This is a genomic window from Alsobacter metallidurans, assembly GCF_014636935.1.
Classification (GTDB): Bacteria; Pseudomonadota; Alphaproteobacteria; order Rhizobiales; family Beijerinckiaceae; genus Alsobacter; species Alsobacter metallidurans.
The window spans coordinates 616,444-630,283 of record NZ_BMES01000002.1 but is presented as its reverse complement, the minus strand read 5'-3'; the positions used below and the strand labels follow the sequence as shown (position 1 = coordinate 630,283).

Below are 13,840 nucleotides of genomic sequence, written 5' to 3'. Positions count from 1 at the left end.
GCGGGGCTCGTGGCGGCGTTGCATCCGTCTTCGGACGGACTTGCATCGTGCCAGAATGGATCACACCATTCAAACGCGGCCCGGCGATCTCGCGCGGGGAGCCCGATGGCGTTTGAGCCAATCGGTGCGGGTTAAAGCGGGTGTGTCCATGAACGAGTTGAACAGGCAGCAGCGGCCGGTGATCGACCTCGACGAGCTCGAGCGCCAGCTGCGGGAAGCCGCTGGTCCGCGCAACTCGGCGCGTGAGGAGCCCCTGGCCGCGCCGCCGCAGCGCAACGACGATCCGCTGGCCGAGCTGGCCCGCATCGTCGGCCAGGACGATCCCTTCAAGTCGCTGTGGAATGGCCGTGAGGGCGCCGGCCGGGTCGAGCCTTCCATGCAGGCCGCCCCGCCGCCGAGCGCCCAGTCGTTCGACGAGCAGCTCGCCGCCTATCAGACCGAGGGCGCTTACCGGGGCAACCTGCCGTATCAGCTGCGCCAGCCCGCCGCCCACGACGCCGACGAGCAGCGCTGGGACGCCCGCACGGCCGCCGACGAGCGCGACGCGCCCGCCACCCACAACATCTACGACGAGCGCTACGCCCAGGCTGAAGCCGAGCCGGTTTACGAGCCGCAGGGCCAGTTGCCCCCGCACCATGAGAATTTCGAAGAGCCGCCCCGCAAGCGCAGCAAGATCGCGATGTTCGCCGCTGTCGCGGCCGGCCTCGTGGTCGTTGGCGGCGGCGCGTATGCGTGGAAGGGAGCCAACTCGCCCCTCAAGATGGCCGGCGGCGCTCCCCCGCTGATCAAGGCCGAGACTGGCCCCTCGAAAATCCAGCCAGCGAACCCGGGCGGCCTCGAAGTGCCGAACCAGGATCGCCGGATCTACGACAAGGCGCAGGCCCCCGAGGACCTGAAAACCGTGAAGATCTCCGGCCGCACCGAGCAGCCGCTCGACGTCGAGCAGGTGACCCGGCGCGACATCCCGGCCGAGGCGCCCGCGACGGTCGCGGCCACCACAACCACGGGCGGCGTTTCTGCCCCCAAGCCGCCGGCTCCGGCGTCCGGCCTGCCGCAGTTGGGTGAGCCCCGCCGCGTCAAGACCGTGTCGGTTCGTCCCGACGGCACGATCATCGATTCCGAGCCGGTTCCGACGCGGGTCGCCTCGCTCGGCGCTGTTGCGCCGACGGTTGCGCCGTCCACGCCGACGTCCACGGGCGCGACCCCGATGCCGGCGGCCCGGCCGAAGCCTGTTTCGCCGCTGACCACGGCCACAACCTCTCCAGCGCCCAGGCCCCGCACCATCGAGGAGGCTTCGGCGGCCACAACGGCGAGCGTTCCGGCCGCGCCCCGGCCCGCGCCGGCCGCCCCGCGCCAGCAGGTCGCATCCGTGCAGCCCGCAACTACGCCGGCCGCTACTTCTTCGGTCGCCGAGCCCGCCTCGGGCGGCTATGCGGTGCAGCTTGCTGCGCCGCAGAGCGAGGGCGAGGCCAAGGACGCCATCGCCAAGCTGCAGAAACGCTTCTCCGACGAGCTCAGCGGCATGCGCCCGGGCGTTCGCAAAGCCGACGTCAACGGCAAGACGATCTACCGCGTCCGCGTCGGCGGCCTCTCGAAGGACGACGCCACTGCGCTGTGCACCAAGCTGCAGGGCGCCGGCGGCCAATGCTTCGTGGCCAAGAACTGAGCCCTCGATCATGGGCTGATGGGAAGCCGCGGTTCGCCGCGGCTTTCGCTTTTGTGGGCAGGCTTCCGTCCGGTGGCCTCCGGCCGGGTTGACCCGCCGGAAACCCGCGGCTAGCGCTTAGCACATGAGCATTCGCGCCTTTATCGCCGGCTGCGCCGGCACGGTCCTGACCCCGCACGAGATCGCGTTTTTCCGCGAAGCCAATCCGTGGGGGCTGATCCTGTTTCGGCGCAATGTCGAGAGCCCGGAGCAGCTGCTGACGCTGACGTCCGAGTTCCGGCATGCGGTTGGCCGCGCCGATGCGCCCGTGCTGATCGACCAGGAGGGCGGACGCGTGCAGCGCATGGGGCAGCCGCACTGGCGGGCTTATCCGCCGGCCCGGCGCCTGGGGGAAATTGCCGCCAACGACCCGCTAACGCGCCGCGAGCTGACGCGGCTCGCCGGCCGGCTGATCGCACATGACCTTCTCACCGTCGGCATCACAGTGGATTGCCTGCCGGTGCTCGACGTGCCCGTGCCCGGCGCGCATGGCATCATCGGCGACCGCGCCTATGCGCAAGACCCGGAGACGATCGCGGTGCTCGGCCGCGCCGCGGCCGAGGGTCTGATGGCGGGCGGCGTGCTGCCGGTGATCAAGCACATGCCCGGACACGGCCGCGCCCAGGCGGACAGCCACGAGGCTCTGCCCACCGTGGAGACGCCGCTGCACGAGCTCGCCGTGCGCGACTTCGCGCCCTTCGAGATCCTCTCGGACATGCCCATGGCGATGACCGCCCACGTGGTCTATGCGGCGATCGACCCGGAGGCGCCCGCGACCACGTCGCCGAAAGTCTTCGAGCAGGTGATCCGCGGCGCGTTGGCCTATGACGGGCTGGTGATGAGCGACGACATTTCCATGAAGGCGCTGAGCGGGACGCTGGCCGAGCGCGCCGCCGCGGCGCTTCGGGCCGGCTGCGACGTGGCGCTCTACTGCCATGGCGTTATGGGCGAGATGGAGGAGGTCGCGGCCGCCGTGCACGACCTCTCGGGCGACGCGCTGCGCCGGGCGGAGGCCGCGCTGGCGCGAATCCACCACCGGCCGGAGCCGCTGGATCCTGTGGAAGCCTGGGCGCGCCTGGATGCGGCGCTTGCGGTGAGCGTCTAGGAAGCCCACGATTCAGCGTGTGTCCACGGTGGGCGCGAATCAGCGGGGACGCGTGGCCAGGCTCGACCAGCAGCTCGATTTTGAGGATCCAGTCCGCGTCGATCGTGGCGAGGCCGAGCCGGCCATGATGGTCGACGTGGACGGCTTCGCGGGCCCCCTCGACCTGCTGCTGGAGCTCGCGCGGCGCCAGAAAGTCGACCTGCACAAGATCTCGGTGCTGGCGCTGGCCGAGCAATACCTCGTGTTCGTCGAGGAAGCCCGTCGCTTCCGGCTGGAGCTGGCCGCCGACTACCTGGTGATGGCGGCCTGGCTCGCCTATCTGAAATCCCGCTTGCTGCTGCCGGCGCCGCCCAAGCCTGACGAGCCCTCGGCCGAGGATCTGGCCGAAAGCCTGGCGCGCCGGCTCGTTCGGCTGGAGGCGATTCGCGCCGCCGCGCAAAAGCTCGTGGAACGCACGCGTTTGGGCCGCGACGTGTTCGCGCGCGGCATGCCCGAGCCCGTGGTGGTGACCAAAACGGCCGAATGGGAGGCGAGCCTGTTCGACCTCCTGTCCGCCTATGCCCGGGAACGCCAGAAGCACGCGCTGTCGCACGTCACCGTGCACGCCCGGACGGTGTGGTCGCTTGCCGAGGCCCGCGAGGCCCTGATGCGGCTCGCCGGCGTCGCGCTCGACTGGACCGTGCTGGACGAGTATCTCTCCGCCTACATGGTCGAGCCCGCGATGCGGAAAACGGTTCGCGCATCCACCTTCGTGGCCGCGCTCGAGATGGTGCGCGAGGGCATGCTGGAGCTGCAGCAGGACCGCGCTTTCGCGCCCATCTGGGTGAAGGCCCGCACCGCGGCGGCGCGCGCCGCCCGGGCCTGAGGAAGCGCCGATGCGCCGTTTGAACCTGGCTGACCGAAGCGGCGACGCCGCCGCCGACGCGCTGGACGCCGCAATCGAGACCGCGTTCGACGCCGTCGAGGAAGCACGCTCCTTCGCGGAGGCGTGCCGCATCGCCGAGGCGCTTCTGTTCGCATCGTCCGAGCCGCTGGCGGCGGACGCCATCGCGAGCCGCCTGCCGGGCACGGCGCCGGTCGCGGCAGTGCTGCGCAGCCTCGAGCAGGAATATGCGGCGCGCGGCGTCAACCTCGTGCAGCTCGCCGGCAAATGGGCGTTCCGTACGGCCGACGACCTTGGCTACCTGCTTTCGCGCGAGGCGATCGAGCCGCGCAAGCTCAGCCGCGCGGCGCTGGAGACGCTGTCGATCATCGCCTACCATCAGCCGGTGACCCGCTCGGAAATCGAGGACATCCGCGGAGTGTCGACGAGCCGGGGCACGCTGGACGTGCTGATTGAAACCGGCTGGGTGCGGCTGCGCGGCCGCCGCAAGGCGCCGGGCCGGCCGGTCACCTACGGCACCACCGAAGGCTTTCTCATACATTTCGGCCTGAACAGGATCGACGATCTGCCGGGTCTCGACGAGCTCAAGGGTTCGGGCTTCCTGGACGGCCGGTTGCCGCCCGGCTTCGGCGTACCGTCCCCATCCGACGATCCGTCGCTGCGCGAGGACGAGGAGCCGCTCGGAGAGGACCTGCTGTCGGTCCTCGAGGAGGAGCGCATCAACGAAGTCCCGGAACCGCTGAAGGACGACGACGATCGGTAGAGAGCTTCTTGTTTTCGCCGCATCGAACGCCTAGTTTCCGGGCGACATCACAATTTGGGCCCGGCGCGCCGGAGAACCCGACAGGGAGTGCAGCCATGGGTGGCGTGAGTATCTGGCACTGGATCGTCGTCGGCATCGTGGTGATGCTGCTGTTCGGGCGCGGCAAGGTGTCCGACCTGATGGGCGATGTCGCCAAGGGCATCAAGTCCTTCAAAAAGGGCATGGCGGACGACGAGGTCGAGACCGCAGCTGCGGCGCGCCCGGCCGAGCCCGTGCGTCCCCTCGAGGACCAGCGCCCCGTCACGGCGCAGCCCGCCCCGGTGGGCGAGCGCAAGCTCGGCTAAACTCCCCGCAGCGCCGGCCTCTCGCGAGCCGGCGGAGCGTGGATCGTGTCCGGTGCGCTTCCGCATCGCGGCGGCGCTTGAGGCTCGAACTTCCGGCTTCCCTGCTTTATGAGAATGGCGCCGCCTCAGCCGAGGTGGCGCTTCGTTTCGTCCGGATAACAAGACCGCCATGTTCGATATCGGGTGGGGAGAGTTCGTCGTCATCGGCGTGGTGGCGTTGATCGTCATCGGGCCGAAGGAGCTTCCGAGCGTGCTGCGCACCGTCGGCAAGACGGTCGGCAAGGTGAAGCGGATGGCGGGCGAGTTCCAGGGCCAGTTCCAGGACGCTATCCGGGAGATGGACATCGAGGATGCCCGCAAGACCGTGGAAGGCATCCACACCGACGTGTCCTCGTCTCTGAACACCGGCTTCAACCCCATCCAGACCATCCGCGACGAGATCAAGGCCGCAACCGAGACGCCCGCGAGCGGCGCGGCTGCGCTGCCGGAAACAAACTTCAATATTCCCGAGCCGCCCCCTGTTCCGGACCTGACGCCCGAGCAAATCCAGGCTGCCTTTGCGCCGGTGGTCCCCAGCGACACGCCGTCCGGAGAGGGCGCTTTCGAGGTCGCGGCGGGCGAACCCGCTCCCCCAAAGCCAAAGCGCACACGCAAAAAGGCAGACGCTGCGGCGACGGAGAGCACGCCAGCCGACGCCCCGGCAACCGACGCCGACCTGGCCGCGCCCGTGATGGCGGTTTCCACCGCTCCGGTGACGCCGGAGGCCGTCGAAGCCGCCGCCGCTCCCGCCAAGCCGAAGCGCCGCGCGCCGGCCCGCAAAACCAAGACCACAGACGACGAGGGTAGCGCCTGATGAGCCACGAGGACATCGAGGCCACCAAGGCGCCGCTAATCGAACACCTGATCGAACTCCGCAGCCGCCTGATCAAGGCGATGGTCGCGTTCGTGATCATGTTCGTGATCTGCTTTGCGATGGCGCGGCAGATTTACAACATCTTAATCTATCCCTACATTCTGGCGGCCGGCGACGCCTCGCAGGTGCGCCTGATCTACACCGCGCCGCTCGAATATCTGTTTACGCAGATCAAGCTCGCGGTGTTCGGTGCCAGCTTCTTCTCGTTCCCGGTGATGGCGACGCAGCTCTACAAGTTTGTCGCGCCCGGGCTCTACAAGAACGAGCGCGACGCGTTCCGCCCCTATCTGGTGGCGACGCCATTGTTGTTCCTGCTGGGCGCCGCGGTCGTGTTCTTTATCGCCATGCCGCTGGTGATGCGCTTTTCCATCGGCCAGCAGCAGATGATCGAGGGCGAGGCCGCGATTCAGCTGCTGCCCAAAGTGAGCGAATACCTATCGCTGATCATGACGCTGATCTTCGCCTTCGGGATCAGCTTCCAGCTGCCGGTCGTGCTGACGCTTCTCGCCCGCGCGGGCTTTATCGACGCCCAGTTCCTGAAGGACAAGCGGCGCTACGCCATCGTGCTCGTCTTCGTGGTCGCGGCCGTGCTGACGCCGCCCGACGTCATCAGCCAGCTCGCGCTCGCTGTGCCGACCCTGCTCCTCTACGAGGCCTCGATCCTGGCCGTCCAGATGGCCGAGAAGAAGCGCAACGCCGCGGCGGCGGCGGCTGATACGACGAGCTGAGCCTCTCCCCTCCGTCATTGCGAGGAGCGCAGCGACGAAGCAATCCACGGTCGCGCGCTCCTCAGGTCCGGAATGCGGCCCGGGTCCGTTGGAATGCAGCCCAGCTGATCCGTGGACTGCTTCGCTTCGCTCGCAATGACGAGGGGAAGGAGTTGCCAGTCTGGCTCGGGTGCGCCAAACAGCGTGGCGCAGGCCGCGGGGCGGCTGCGCGAACAGGCAGGCGACGGCGATGTACGACATCAAGTGGATCCGAGAGAACGCGAGCGCCTTTGACGCCGGGCTGGAAAGCCGGGGGGCGGCGCCGTTGTCCGCGACCTTGCTGGCCATCGACGATCGGCGCCGGGCCGCGATCGGCCGGGCGCAGGCCTCGCAGGAGCGCCGCAACGCGCTCTCCAAGGAGATCGGCCAGGCGATGGCCGCCAAGGATCTGGCCCGCGCGGAAGCGCTGAAGGCCGAGGTCGCCGCCCTCAAAGACGCACTCGCGGCCGCCGAGGCGGAGGAGAAAGCCACGGTCGCGGAGCTGGACTCCGCGCTGGGCGGGATCCCGAACACGCCGGCCCCGGACGCGCCGCTGGGGCGCGACGAGCACGACAACGTCGAGCGTCACCGGGTGGGCGCGCCGCGCACGGCCGCGACGCTGGGCTTCGCGCCGAAGCAACATTTCGAGGTGGGCGAGGGGCTCGGCCTCATGGACTTCGAGGCCGCGGCGCGGATGTCCGGCGCGCGCTTCGTGGTCAACAAGGGCGGCATGGCCCGGCTGGAGCGGGCGCTCGGGCAGTTCATGCTCGACCTGCACACGCAGGAGCACGGCTATACCGAGGTGAACCCGCCGCTGCTGGTGCGCGATCCGTCGTTTTTTGGCACCAATCAGCTGCCGAAGTTCGAGGATGACCAGTTCTGGGCCGTGACGAGCGACCTCTTCGACAACTTCGAGCCGACGCCGGGCGTAGACCTGAAAGACGCGCTGCGGGCGAGTTTCCGCGCGGCGCGATACGGCCTCATTCCCACCGCCGAAGTGCCCCTCACCAACCTCGTGCGCGAATCCATTCTCGACGACAAGGAGTTGCCGCTGCGTTTCACCGCGTTGACGCCGTGCTTCAGGGCCGAGGCGGGATCGGCCGGGCGCGACACGCGCGGCATGATCCGGCAGCACCAGTTCACCAAGGTCGAGATGGTGTCGATCACCACTCCCGAGACCTCCCGCGACGAGCACGAGCGCATGACGGCATGCGCCGAGGAGGTGCTGAAGCGCCTCGATCTCGCCTACCGGGTCGTGACGCTGTGCACCGGCGACATGGGCTTTGGCGCGCAGAAGACCTACGACCTCGAGGTCTGGCTGCCGGGGCAGGACGCCTACCGCGAGATTTCGTCCTGCTCGGTCTGCGGCGACTTCCAGGCGCGGCGAATGAATGCGCGCTACCGGCCCGCCGAAGGCAAGAGCACGCGCTTCGTCCATACGCTGAACGGATCGGGAGTGGCGGTGGGCCGCGCGCTGGTGGCCGTGCTCGAGACCTACCAGAATGAGGATGGCTCCGTGACGGTGCCGTCGGCGCTTGCGCCCTATATGGGCGGCGTCACGCGAATCGAAAAGGCGGCCTGATCCATGCGTATTTTGGTCACGAACGACGACGGCATCCACGGCCCCGGCCTCACGGTCTGCGAGGCGATCGCGCACGCGCTGTCCGACGACGTGTGGACGGTGGCGCCCGAGACCGACCAATCCGGCGTCGCGCATTCGCTGACGTTGAGCGACCCGCTGCGGTTGCGGCAGATCGACGAAAAGCGCTTCGCCGTGAAAGGCACGCCCACCGATTGCGTGATCATGGGCGTGCGCCACATCCTGAAGGACAAGAGGCCGGACCTCGTGCTGTCAGGCGTTAACAAGGGCCAGAACGTCGCCGAGGACGTGACCTATTCGGGCACCGTGGCGGGCGCCATCGAGGCGACGATCCTGGGCATTCCCGCGATCGCGCTGTCGCAGGCCTATGGGCCGGCCGGGCGCGACGCCATCAACTGGAAGGCGGCCGAGCTGCATGCGCCGGGCGTGATCCGCAAGGTGCTGGAAGCCGGCATCCCGAGCGGCGTGCTCGTGAACGTCAACTTTCCAAACTGCGAGCCCGGGACGGAGCTGAGCGCCGTGGTGGGCGCGCAGGGCTGGCGCTCTCAGGAGTTCCTGCGCATCGAGGAGCGGGCCGACGGGCGCGGCTTGCCATATTTCTGGATTGGCTTCGTGCGTGGCAAGTACCCGATCGAGCAGGGATCGGACCTTCACGCGCTGGCCAATGGCAGGATCTCGGTGACGCCTCTACGCATCGACCTCACCGACGAGCCGACGCTGACGCGCTACGCGCAAGTGTTCGGCGGCTGACCGCATGAGCGCCACCCTCGACCGTGGCGGCCAAGAGGCGCGTATTGCGTTTCTGATGGCGCTGCGGTCGAAGGGCCTGCGCGACACGCGCGTGCTGAGCGCGTTCGAGACCGTGCCGCGTAGCCGGTTTGTGCCGCAGCGCTTCGTCGACCTCGCCTTGACGGACGTGTCGCTACCGCTGGCCTGCGGGCAAACCACGCTGGCCCCCTCGCTGATGGCCGAGATGATCACGGCCCTCGAGGTGAAGGCGGAGCACCGCGTGCTCGAGATCGGGGCGGGCTCCGGTTACGGAACCGCGATCCTGGCTCGGCTGGCCGGCGAGGTCGTGTCGCTGGAGCGCTACCGCTCTCTCGCGATCGAAGCTGATGTTCGGTTGCGCGCGCTCGGGGTGATCAACGCACAGGTGCATCATGCGGATGGTCGGCTCGGCTGGCCGGATGGCGCGCCCTATGACCGCATCTTGATCCACGCCGCGGTGGAGCGGTTGCCGCCGGCGTTGATTCTGCAACTGGCTCCCTTGGGCAGGGCGATCGCGGTGGAGCGTGGGGGAGGGCGGTCGTTTCTCGCCCGCTACGCGCACGGCGCCGGGCTCGACGAGGTCACGCGCGTGACGCTCGCGCCGCTCAGCCTGCCGCCGCTGATGGATGGGCTGGCTCGTAGCCTGTGAGCCGGTTCAGCGGATGACGGGTTCACTGGGCGAAAGCTTTAACCATGCTGGGGCGTTACTGTCCGGTTAACCGCGACCGACCCTGTATAGTGAATCAAATAGCCGAATTCTGAGGGCGGGGAACCATTCCTTAACCCCAACCGGGCATTAATGACGCTCAAGGTTTCGCGTCGTGTTCGGTCTCAGTGGGTAGTGTCATGCGTGTGCGTTCCCGTTCCGCCGTTGTGCGTTCGGCCCCCCGCCTCCTGGTCGTCGCCCTGCTGGGCGGGGCTTCCGCGGCCTGCAGTTCCGACACGTTGCGGTTTGCAGACAATCCGTTCCAGAATCCGTTCGGGCAGTCGTCCCGCTTCGAGCCCGGATCGACCGGCAGCCTGCCGGCCACCGGTGCGCGGCCGCAAATGCAGTCGCAGGCCCAGCCGTCGACTTTCCAGGGCGTTGCGCCGGCAGGCGCCGTAAGCTCAGCTCCGCTCGCGCCGGTCGCCTCGGCGCCGCTGGCGGCTCCCTCGGCTTCCGCTCCGCATCGCCAGATGGCGGCCGCGGCTGCGCCGATCACCGGCGCGGTGAAGGGCTGGACCGCGCAGGGCGGCTCCACGGTCGCGGTCGGGCAGGGCGAGAGCGTCGCCACGCTGTCCAATCGCTACGGCGTGCCCGAGACGGCGATCCGTTCGGTGAACGGGCTTGCGCCCGGCGCCCGGCCTGCGCCCGGCGCGCAGCTGATCATCCCCGTCTACAACGCCGTGGGCGCCGCAGCGCCGGCGTCGGCGCCCCAGCCCACGATGGCGGCCGCGCCTGCTTCGGCGCCCGCGCCGGTCGTGGCGGCCGCCAAGGCGGCTCCCGCGCAGGTCGGCAAGGCGCGCATGCAGCTTGTCCAGGGCGCCCGCGCGGCGTCCGACAAGGGCCAGGCGGCCCCGGCCGCGGCGGCCCAGGTCGCGGCTGCTCCGGCGCCCGCCAAGGTCGTCGCCAAGGTCGAGCCGAGGCTTGCGCCGGTCGCTCCCGCCAAGGTGGCGGCGATTCCCGCCAAGCCGGCGCCCGCCGCGGTTCCGGCCAAGCCGGTCGTGGTCGCCAAGGCGGCTCCCGTCGTGGCCGCGCCAGCGGTTGCCGCTCCCGGCAAGCCCGCCATCGTCGCGAAGGTCGAGGCCAAGCCTGTCGAGGTCAAGCCTGCTCCGGTCGCCCCCGTGAAGGTCGCGACGGCGCCGGCCGCGCTGCCCGCAAAGGCGGCGCCTGCACCGGCCGCCACCCAGGTCGCGGCCGAGCCGGCCGAAACGGCCAGCATCGAGCCGTCCGCCCGTGCGGCGAGCAACGCTGAGTTCCGCTGGCCGGCGCGTGGCCGCGTGATCAACGGCTTCAACAAGTCGGGCGGCAATGACGGCATCAACATCGCGCTGCCCGAGGGCACGCCCGTGAAGGCGGCCGAAGGCGGCGAGGTGGCCTATGCGGGCAACGAGCTCAAAGGCTACGGCAACCTCGTGCTCGTGCGTCACCCGGACGGCTGGGTTTCGGCCTACGCCCACAATGGCGAGCTGAAGGTGAAGCGCGGCGACAAGATCTCCCGCGGCCAGCTCCTTGCGCTTTCGGGCCAGTCCGGCAACGTCGCCTCGCCGCAGCTGCACTTCGAACTGCGCAAGGGCTCGACCCCGGTCGACCCGATGCCGCACCTCGCGGGCAACTAAGCCAGGGTTTCAGGGCGGCCGAAAGGTTCAGCCTCAGGAAAGTCGACCAGCGCCCGCGAGACACGAGGGCTGGTCGGTCGTAGGCGGGCGGCGCGTCGGGCGTCGCCCGCTTCGTTTTCAGGGGGCGCTCAGTCCTGCGCCATGCAGGCGCTGCCTTGGTGGGCCGGGCGATCGTCGCCATTGGGATGCGGCGGCGCTGGAATGGGGCCGTCCAGCGCGGCTTCGACAAGGCGGGCGTAGTCGTCGCGCGCGAACTGCTCGCCGAGTTCGCTGGCGAGGTTCAGGTGGCCGCCCCAGCCTGCGCGCAGCATCTCGGGGGAGGGGTCCTGCAAGGCGAGCCGCACGGCGCGCATGATGGCGCGGAGCTCGGGCTCGGTCAGATCCCCGCGCCGGCCGATGGCGCGCAATTGCCGGGTGAGTTCGTCCTGAAGAGCTCCGATCCGTGACACGCCATTCTCCAGGCACGGCATGCGCCGTGATTGATGCTCGCCTGACAGCTTTCACCCACATGTGCGCCAGCGCACAAGCCGTCTATCGTCGAACGAAGACATTCTGCAATGCCGTGGGAGGCCGCGTGTTCCCGGCGCGTGCGGCTTCGCGTCTGAAGCGGGTTGGAAATCCGGGCGAAAGCCTCTATGGCTCCGCGCGAGCCGCCTCGGCTCGGGAGGGACGCCTCTCACTGTCGCGAGGCCTTGCCGAGGTCGCCATGTCCACGCCGCCGCTCATTGAGCGCCTGTTCGGGTTCGTCGAGGCCAGCCATGCGCGGGCCGTGGCCGCCTTGTTGCTCGCCTGCCTGGTGCTGTTCGCCCCTGGACTGCGCTCGCTGCCGCCCATGGACCGCGACGAGCCGCGCTTTGCGCAGGCCACCAAGCAGATGCTGGAGACGCGCGACCCTGTGGATATCCGCTTCCAAGGCGAGGCCCGGCACAAGAAGCCGGTCGGCATCTATTGGATGCAGGCCGCTGCGGTTTCGGCCGGCGAGGCGCTGGGTGTGCCGGAGGCGCGCACAACAATCTGGCTCTATCGCCTGCCATCCGCGCTCGGCGCCATCATGGCGGTGCTATTCACCTATGCGGCTGCGGCGGCCTTGACCACGCGGCGTGCCGCTTTTGTCGCAGCGCTTTTATTTTCAGCCGTCATCCTGCTCGGCGTCGAGGCGCGCCTGGCCAAGACGGACGCGGTGATCGCCGCCACGGTGGCGATCACGATGGCCGCGCTGGCGCGGGTTTACATGAACCAGGACGACCGCACCTGGCGCCTCTCGTGGGGGTGGTTCGCGGCGTTCTGGATTGCGATGGGCGTCGGCGTTCTCGTGAAGGGGCCGATCACGCCAGCCGTGGTCGGGCTCGCCGCGCTGGTGCTGTCGATCGCGGACAGGCGGATCGGCTGGTTGGGACGGCTTCGGCCGCTGCCGGGGTTCGCGATCCTGATCCTGATCGTCGCCCCGTGGTTCGTCGCCATCACGATGAAAAGCGGCGTCGCCTTTTTCCAGGAGGCTGTAGGGCAGGACATGCTCGCCAAGGTGGGCAGCGGCAAGGAATCGCACGGCGCGCCTCCCGGGACCTATTTGGCAGCCTTCCTGGGCACGGGCTGGCCGCTCGCGCCGTTTTTCCTGCTGGCGCTGCCCTTTGTCTGGCGCGCGCGGCGCACCCCGACGGTGTTGTTTGCGATCGCGTGGGCGCTGCCCATGTGGATCGTATTTGAGCTCGTACCAACCAAGCTCCCGCATTACGTGCTGCCGCTTTATCCAGCGCTTGCGATCCTGACGGCCCTTGCGGCCGAGGAGGGCGCGCTGGCGATGCGCGGTTGGGGGCCGAAGGCAGCCGCCGGCCTGTTGCCGCTGCTCGCGCTGGCGCTGCTGGCCGCCGTGACGGCCGGGTTCGTGCTGTATGAGCGCACTATCCCTATCGTCGCGCTGCTGCTGCTGCTGGCGGCGTTCGGCGTCGCGATAGCGGCGTGGCGTTCCACCATGGATGGCTTGTTCGGCACTGCGGCCGTGCAGGCGGTTGCGGCCTCCGCCGTCGTGGCCTGGGGCGCCTATGCGTTTGCGGTTCCGCAGTTCCGGACGGTGGCGATCAGCCCGCGCCTGGTCGCAGCCGTGCAGGCCGCCGAACGAGCGGGCGCCTGCCGCGGGCCGGAGCTCGCGACGGCGGGCTTCCGGGAGCCGAGCCTGGTGTTCCTGAGCGGCACCAACCTGACGATGACGGACGGAGCCGGCGCGGCGCAGTTCCTGGCCGGCCCCGGGTGTAGGGCGGTTTTCGTGGTCAGCGCCATGGAGCCGCAATTCATTGAGGCAGCCCGCAACGCTGGCCTAATCGCTCGGCTATCCGATCGCGTCCAGGGCCTGAACCTGAATGGCGGTCGCAAGCTCGACATCGGCGTCTACTGGAGGCAGGAGACCCCGGCCGCCAGTGTTCCGCCCGCCGCTGGTCCAGCGGCGCCTGCGGCAGATCCCGCCCGGCCCATCGAGGACCTCAAACCGGCGCCCGAAGCTGCGCCAGCCGCTCCGGTTGAAGCCACGCCGAGCCCGCCGCCTTCGCCTGCCGCGCCCGTCCAGGATACGCCTGCGCCGTCAGCCCCTCCGGCGGAGCCTGAGAAACCGGCCGGGACGCCGCCCGCCGCCGAAGCGCCGCCTCCGGTGGATCCGGTCAAGGCTGCTCCCGCCGACGCCCCCAAGGCCCCATGAGGGAGCGC

At 69.4% G+C, this 13,840-nt stretch carries 13 protein-coding genes; 12 read left to right on the top strand and 1 reads right to left on the bottom strand.

The annotated features are described in order from the left end of the window. The first annotated feature begins 148 nt into the window (after positions 1-148). The 11 genes from IEV99_RS13265 (at position 149) to IEV99_RS13215 (ending at position 11,146) form a co-directional block, all read left to right on the top strand. A complete protein-coding gene (locus IEV99_RS13265) occupies positions 149-1,666 on the top strand; it encodes an SPOR domain-containing protein (protein ID WP_188518251.1) in 1,518 nt (505 codons plus the stop codon). 124 nt (positions 1,667-1,790) lie between these two features. Beyond that, complete coding sequence (nagZ, locus tag IEV99_RS13260; RefSeq protein ID WP_188518250.1) at positions 1,791-2,810, top strand: beta-N-acetylhexosaminidase; 1,020 nt, start codon at positions 1,791-1,793, stop codon at positions 2,808-2,810. Between the two features lie 124 nt (positions 2,811-2,934). Next, positions 2,935-3,675 (top strand): segregation and condensation protein A, encoded by a 741-nt coding sequence (locus tag IEV99_RS13255; RefSeq protein WP_188519656.1) that lies wholly within the window; start codon positions 2,935-2,937, stop codon positions 3,673-3,675. Between the two features lie 10 nt (positions 3,676-3,685). After that, complete coding sequence (scpB, locus tag IEV99_RS13250; RefSeq protein WP_188518249.1) at positions 3,686-4,456, top strand: SMC-Scp complex subunit ScpB; 771 nt, start codon at positions 3,686-3,688, stop codon at positions 4,454-4,456. 95 nt (positions 4,457-4,551) lie between these two features. Then, positions 4,552-4,800 (top strand): twin-arginine translocase TatA/TatE family subunit, encoded by a 249-nt coding sequence (locus IEV99_RS13245; RefSeq protein WP_188518248.1) that lies wholly within the window; start codon positions 4,552-4,554, stop codon positions 4,798-4,800. A gap of 169 nt (positions 4,801-4,969) precedes the next feature. Then, positions 4,970-5,653, top strand: a complete 684-nt coding sequence (gene tatB, locus IEV99_RS13240) for a Sec-independent protein translocase protein TatB (RefSeq protein ID WP_188518247.1) — start codon at positions 4,970-4,972, stop codon at positions 5,651-5,653. Then, on the top strand, positions 5,653-6,441 hold the full coding sequence (gene tatC, locus IEV99_RS13235) for a twin-arginine translocase subunit TatC (RefSeq protein ID WP_188518246.1): 789 nt from the start codon (positions 5,653-5,655) through the stop codon (positions 6,439-6,441). The genes tatB and tatC overlap by 1 nt, the downstream gene beginning before the upstream one ends. Before the next feature lie 229 nt (positions 6,442-6,670). After that, a complete protein-coding gene (gene serS, locus IEV99_RS13230) occupies positions 6,671-8,041 on the top strand; it encodes a serine--tRNA ligase (protein ID WP_188518245.1) in 1,371 nt (456 codons plus the stop codon). A 3-nt stretch (positions 8,042-8,044) separates the two neighbouring features. Beyond that, positions 8,045-8,809, top strand: coding sequence for a 5'/3'-nucleotidase SurE (gene surE / locus IEV99_RS13225; protein ID WP_188518244.1), 765 nt, complete (start codon positions 8,045-8,047; stop codon positions 8,807-8,809). A gap of 4 nt (positions 8,810-8,813) precedes the next feature. Next, entirely contained in the window at positions 8,814-9,476 is a 663-nt protein-coding gene (locus IEV99_RS13220; RefSeq protein ID WP_188518243.1) for a protein-L-isoaspartate O-methyltransferase family protein, read from the top strand. 197 nt (positions 9,477-9,673) lie between these two features. After that, entirely contained in the window at positions 9,674-11,146 is a 1,473-nt protein-coding gene (locus tag IEV99_RS13215) for a LysM peptidoglycan-binding domain-containing M23 family metallopeptidase (protein WP_188518242.1), read from the top strand. A 128-nt stretch (positions 11,147-11,274) separates the two neighbouring features. Here the strand turns inward: IEV99_RS13215 and IEV99_RS13210 are convergent, their stop codons facing one another. Next, on the bottom strand, positions 11,275-11,595 hold the full coding sequence (locus IEV99_RS13210; protein WP_188518241.1) for a hypothetical protein: 321 nt from the start codon (positions 11,593-11,595) through the stop codon (positions 11,275-11,277). A 257-nt stretch (positions 11,596-11,852) separates the two neighbouring features. Between IEV99_RS13210 and IEV99_RS13205 the strand changes: the two genes are divergently transcribed. Then, positions 11,853-13,832, top strand: a complete 1,980-nt coding sequence (locus tag IEV99_RS13205; RefSeq protein WP_188518240.1) for an ArnT family glycosyltransferase — start codon at positions 11,853-11,855, stop codon at positions 13,830-13,832. Positions 13,833-13,840: the final 8 nt, after the last annotated feature.

Excerpts from the sequence above, each read along its gene's own strand:
- tatC (WP_188518246.1), top strand. The coding sequence starts at position 5,653 with ATGAGCCACGAGGACATCGAGGCCACCAAGGCGCCGCTAATCGAACAC.
- IEV99_RS13215 (WP_188518242.1), top strand. The coding sequence starts at position 9,674 with ATGCGTGTGCGTTCCCGTTCCGCCGTTGTGCGTTCGGCCCCCCGCCTC.
- nagZ (WP_188518250.1), top strand. The coding sequence starts at position 1,791 with ATGAGCATTCGCGCCTTTATCGCCGGCTGCGCCGGCACGGTCCTGACC.
- IEV99_RS13255 (WP_188519656.1), top strand. The coding sequence starts at position 2,935 with ATGATGGTCGACGTGGACGGCTTCGCGGGCCCCCTCGACCTGCTGCTG.
- IEV99_RS13245 (WP_188518248.1), top strand. The coding sequence starts at position 4,552 with ATGGGTGGCGTGAGTATCTGGCACTGGATCGTCGTCGGCATCGTGGTG.
- IEV99_RS13265 (WP_188518251.1), top strand. The coding sequence starts at position 149 with ATGAACGAGTTGAACAGGCAGCAGCGGCCGGTGATCGACCTCGACGAG.
- IEV99_RS13220 (WP_188518243.1), top strand. The coding sequence starts at position 8,814 with ATGAGCGCCACCCTCGACCGTGGCGGCCAAGAGGCGCGTATTGCGTTT.
- IEV99_RS13205 (WP_188518240.1), top strand. The coding sequence starts at position 11,853 with ATGTCCACGCCGCCGCTCATTGAGCGCCTGTTCGGGTTCGTCGAGGCC.
- serS (WP_188518245.1), top strand. The coding sequence starts at position 6,671 with ATGTACGACATCAAGTGGATCCGAGAGAACGCGAGCGCCTTTGACGCC.
- scpB (WP_188518249.1), top strand. The coding sequence starts at position 3,686 with ATGCGCCGTTTGAACCTGGCTGACCGAAGCGGCGACGCCGCCGCCGAC.
- tatB (WP_188518247.1), top strand. The coding sequence starts at position 4,970 with ATGTTCGATATCGGGTGGGGAGAGTTCGTCGTCATCGGCGTGGTGGCG.
- surE (WP_188518244.1), top strand. The coding sequence starts at position 8,045 with ATGCGTATTTTGGTCACGAACGACGACGGCATCCACGGCCCCGGCCTC.